We start from the raw sequence: 4,495 nt of genomic DNA on the forward strand, positions 1-4,495 counted from the left end.
TACAAAAGAAATCCACACTATCTTCCATGATCTAGAGAAGACAGTAGTACGTAGCCGTATTATTGCAGGTAACCCTCGTATCGATGGCCGTGAAAAAGACATGGTTCGTGCACTAGATGTACGTACTGGTGTTCTTCCTCGTACTCACGGTAGCGCGCTATTCACTCGTGGTGAAACTCAGGCGATCGTTACGGCAACGCTAGGTACTCAGCGTGATGCTCAAATCATCGATGAGCTAACTGGTGAGCGTAAAGATCACTTCCTACTGCACTACAACTTCCCTCCATACTGTGTAGGTGAAACTGGTTTTGTAGGTTCTCCTAAGCGTCGTGAAATCGGCCACGGTAAACTGGCGAAGCGTGGTATTGCTGCAGTAATGCCTTCTGTTGATGAGTTCCCATACACAGTACGTGTTGTATCGGAAATCACTGAATCTAACGGTTCATCTTCAATGGCTTCAGTATGTGGTACTTCTCTTGCGCTTATGGACGCAGGTGTACCAATCAAAGCATCTGTTGCTGGTATTGCAATGGGTCTTGTTAAAGAAGGTGACGATTTCGTTGTACTTTCTGACATCCTTGGCGATGAAGACCACCTAGGTGACATGGACTTTAAAGTAGCAGGTACTAACACTGGTATCACTGCACTTCAAATGGACATCAAGATCGAAGGCATCACTAAAGAAATCATGCAAATTGCGCTTAACCAAGCTCAAGGCGCACGTAAGCACATCCTATCTGTAATGGATGAAGCAATCTCTGGTGCTCGTGAAGACATCTCTGAATTTGCTCCGCGTATTCACACGATGAAGATCAGCGCTGAGAAGATCAAAGACGTTATCGGTAAAGGTGGTGCAGTTATCCGTGCTCTAACTGAAGAGACTGGTACAACTATCGAAATCGAAGACGACGGTACTATCAAGATTGCGGCAACTGAAGGCACTGCTGCGAAAGAAGCTATCCGCCGTATCGAAGAGATCACTGCTGAAGTTGAAGTGGGCCGTATCTACACAGGTAAAGTTGCACGTCTAGCAGACTTCGGTGCATTCGTAACGGTTCTTCCAGGCAAAGATGGTCTTGTACACATTTCTCAAATCGCAGAAAAACGCGTAGAGAAAGTGTCTGACTACCTAGCTGAAGGTCAAGAAGTTCAAGTTAAAGTTCTTGAAATCGACCGCCAAGGCCGTGTACGTCTAAGCATGAAAGAAGCGGTAGAAAAGCCAGCTGAAGAAGCTGCTGCTGAAGCACCAGCTGCTAAAGACGAGTAAGACAAAATGAGACTTTCAGCCTTTTATTAGATTAAGGGCCTGAAAGCATGTTATAAAAGGGGAGCATTTTCGCTCCCCTTTTTTGGTTTGTTTCGATGTATTAACCTCAAACGAGGTTATCGCCTATATTGCATTAAGAGAAATAAATCTTGAGCGGTCCAAACAGGAGTATCAATTAGTGAAATGGTTTCAAACCGCAATTTTATGTGTTGCTATCGCGCTGACCGGTTGTGCAAATACTTCTCAACAATCAGCACAAAAGTGGTTATATCCACCGATGGCGGTGCCACTTCAGCCTAGTGTTCAACAAGAAGTACAAATCGCGCGTCTCTCGCAGTTGCTACAACGTCCCGACCTTAGTGATGAAGTGCGCGCTAAAATGCATTATGAGCGCGGTAGCTACTACGACAGCGTTGGTTTACGTGATCTTGCCCGTTTGGACTTTAACCAGTCTTTGCAGTTGAATCCTGCTCAGCCGGACATCTTCAATCTTTTGGGAGTATACTTTACCCAAGTAGGAGAGTTTGATGCGGCATATGAAGCGTTTGACTCGACCATAGAGTTGGCTCCTGATAATACCTATGCTGAGCGCAACCGTGCGATTGCACTGTATTATGGTGGCCGAATCGATCTCGCTTTAGAAGATATGACCAAGCATTATCAAGAAATGCCAACGGATCCTTTTCGTTCATTATGGCTGTACATCATCGAAGCTGAGCAAAATCCAGAGCAAGCAAAAGCCAATCTTCAACAGCGTTATTTACGAGATCGTAGTGAAGAGTGGGGGTGGGTTCTTGTTGCTATCATGCTGCGAGACGTCTCGGACGAAGACGCGCTTAAAGCAATTATGGATGGAACGAGAGAGAACTATCGCCTAGCTGAACGATTGACGGAAACGTATTTCTACCTTGGAAAGCGTAATCAGCTTGAAGGTGATATCGCAAGTGCCATCTCACTTTATAAGCTCGCGATTTCGTTCAACGTTTACGATTATGTTGAGCATCGCTATTCTTTCTTGGAGTTGGCGCAAATTTACGATCAATTACAGCAAGATAGATTGGCCAAGTTAAAGGCTGCCAAGAAGCTGGAAATTGAATGATTTAGAGCCGCTCGATGAGAGCGGCTTTTTTTATGATTGAACTTGATGAGTGACTCATTTAAAATAGTTAGTCTTGCTAACTAAGTGGTGGTGGCTTTTATGGCATTAGAAGAAAGCTTGATTGATTTAGAGCGTTTTTGCGCCAAAGCTTGGCGTGTCTATGCCAAAGAAGATCCATTATCACATCTAAGCTTTAATGAGTTCGATTATTTACGTGTGATTCAGGTTTACCCTGAGGGTGTGCGAATAACCGATCTTGCAGAAGAGCTGCAAGTGACTAAGCCTTCCGCATCGACAATGGTTGTGCGTTTGGAAAAAAAGGGTTTGGTGAAACGCATCGCATGTAATGAGGATGCTCGTGCTAAGCGTGTGTTGCTTACGGAAGAAGTCGCAGAAAAAATGTCTTTGGAGCAGGTAGTGTACAAAGATATCTCTGACCAAATGATGCAACAATTAAATCAGCAAGAAGCTGAACAGTTACAAGCTTTATTGAATAAAGCATTGAGTAATAAGTCATTTTAAACTGAAGCAAAGGCCTCAGCTGTATGGTTTAGTTTTTGTTGTTTCATCTTTCTTTTATTTAATTTAACCATTTAGTTAGCCTTGCTAACTACTGGTGACAGTCATGCAAAACTCAATTTATAGACAGTTTTGGAAATATACGATTCCAACCGTCGCAGCAATGCTCGTAAACGGTTTGTATCAAATAGTTGATGGCATTTTTATTGGCCGTTATGTTGGCGCTGACGGATTAGCTGGGATCAATGTTGCGTGGCCTATTATCGGTTCGATCCTCGGTATAGGAATGATGATTGGGGTGGGGACTGGCGCGCTGACTTCGATCAAGCAAGGAGAGAACGATCATGAAGGCGCTAAGCGAATCCTAACGACCGGATTGACGTTGTTAGCGGCATTGATGCCGATCGTTGCTACAATATTGTTCTTGTTTTCGGATGAATTTATTCGCTGGCAAGGTGCGGAAGGGCGAGTGTTTGAACTTGCGCTGCAATATTTGCATATTCTGATTGTCGCGTGCGTATTCACGTTGGGTTCTATCGCAGTTCCGTTTTTATTACGCAATGACGACAGCCCGAACTTAGCAACGATTTTGATGGTCATCGGTGCCGTTATTAACATTGTATTAGACTACGTATTTATTGCTTGGTTGGAGTGGGAGTTAACCGGAGCCGCTATTGCCACTGCACTTGCACAATTAGTGGTCACTGTGCTCGGTATTGGTTACTTCTTTACTTCAAAAGCAACATTACGCCTTCGTATCCGCGACTTCAAAGTTCAGGTTGATGCTGCACCAAAGATTATCATGATAGGTACATCAAGTTTCTTTATGTACGCCTACGGCTCTGTGATGGTGGCACTGCACAACGCGTTATTTGCTCAATACGGAAGTGCAATGTTGATCGGAGCGTACGCCATTTTGGGGTACATCGTGACGGTTTACTATCTGATAGCAGAAGGAATTGCGAATGGTATGCAGCCTTTAGTGAGCTTCAACCACGGTGCACGTAATCAGGAGAACATCAGAAAGTTATTAAAGGTCGCGATGGGGACATCTGTGCTTGGTGGGGTGGCGTTCGTTGTTTTGATGAACCTTTTCCCGTACGAACTGGTTGCGGTGTTTAATAATGCTGACCAACAGTTGATTGATAGCACCGTGATCGGGATTCGTTTACACATGTTTGCGTTGTTCTTAGATGGTTTTTTAGTTGTGGCGGCCGCGTACTATCAATCAGTAAACAAAGGCAGCAAAGCTATGTTTGTAACACTAGGCAACATGCTGGTCCAGTTGCCATTCTTATTCATTATGCCGAAACTTTTCGACGTGACAGGTATTTGGTTAGCTTTCCCATTGTCTAACATTGCATTGAGTTTGGTCGTGATCAGTATGTTGTGGCGAGATGTGAAAAAGCTGCTTAATGAGAGTTCTGTCGAACCAAGGGTGCAAGCCTGCTAACAAAAGCTAACAGATAAAAGCGAGGCTAGGCCTCGCTTTTATCTTTAAGGATTAAATGGTTTTTACTTCTAAGCCCGCTAGTTGATGCCAATAGCCATTGCATTGGCGGCTTTCGAGCTTTTCAGGATTATCGCCGTATTCGTTTGAGCGAAAACGC

General features: G+C 44.2%; 4 protein-coding genes. All 4 read left to right on the plus strand.

Annotated elements, in window-relative coordinates; genetic code table 11:
* Positions 1-1,267, plus strand: a 1,267-nt coding sequence (gene pnp, locus IQR33_RS01095) for a polyribonucleotide nucleotidyltransferase (RefSeq protein WP_193843437.1), incomplete at its 5' end; no start/stop codon positions are given.
* 178 nt (positions 1,268-1,445) lie between these two features.
* Complete coding sequence (gene nlpI, locus IQR33_RS01100) at positions 1,446-2,366, plus strand: lipoprotein NlpI (protein ID WP_005380101.1); 921 nt, start codon at positions 1,446-1,448, stop codon at positions 2,364-2,366.
* 99 nt (positions 2,367-2,465) lie between these two features.
* The gene (locus IQR33_RS01105; protein WP_005380103.1) at positions 2,466-2,888 is read left to right on the plus strand and encodes a MarR family winged helix-turn-helix transcriptional regulator; all 423 of its coding nucleotides are present in this window, start codon (positions 2,466-2,468) and stop codon (positions 2,886-2,888) included.
* A 103-nt stretch (positions 2,889-2,991) separates the two neighbouring features.
* Positions 2,992-4,338 carry an MATE family efflux transporter gene (locus IQR33_RS01110; protein ID WP_193838117.1) on the plus strand — a complete coding sequence of 449 codons (1,347 nt, stop codon included), beginning with the start codon at positions 2,992-2,994 and terminating at the stop codon, positions 4,336-4,338.
* Positions 4,339-4,495: the final 157 nt, after the last annotated feature.

This window comes from Vibrio sp. OPT46 (assembly GCF_015163535.1).
Lineage (GTDB): Bacteria > Pseudomonadota > Gammaproteobacteria > Enterobacterales > Vibrionaceae > Vibrio > Vibrio alginolyticus.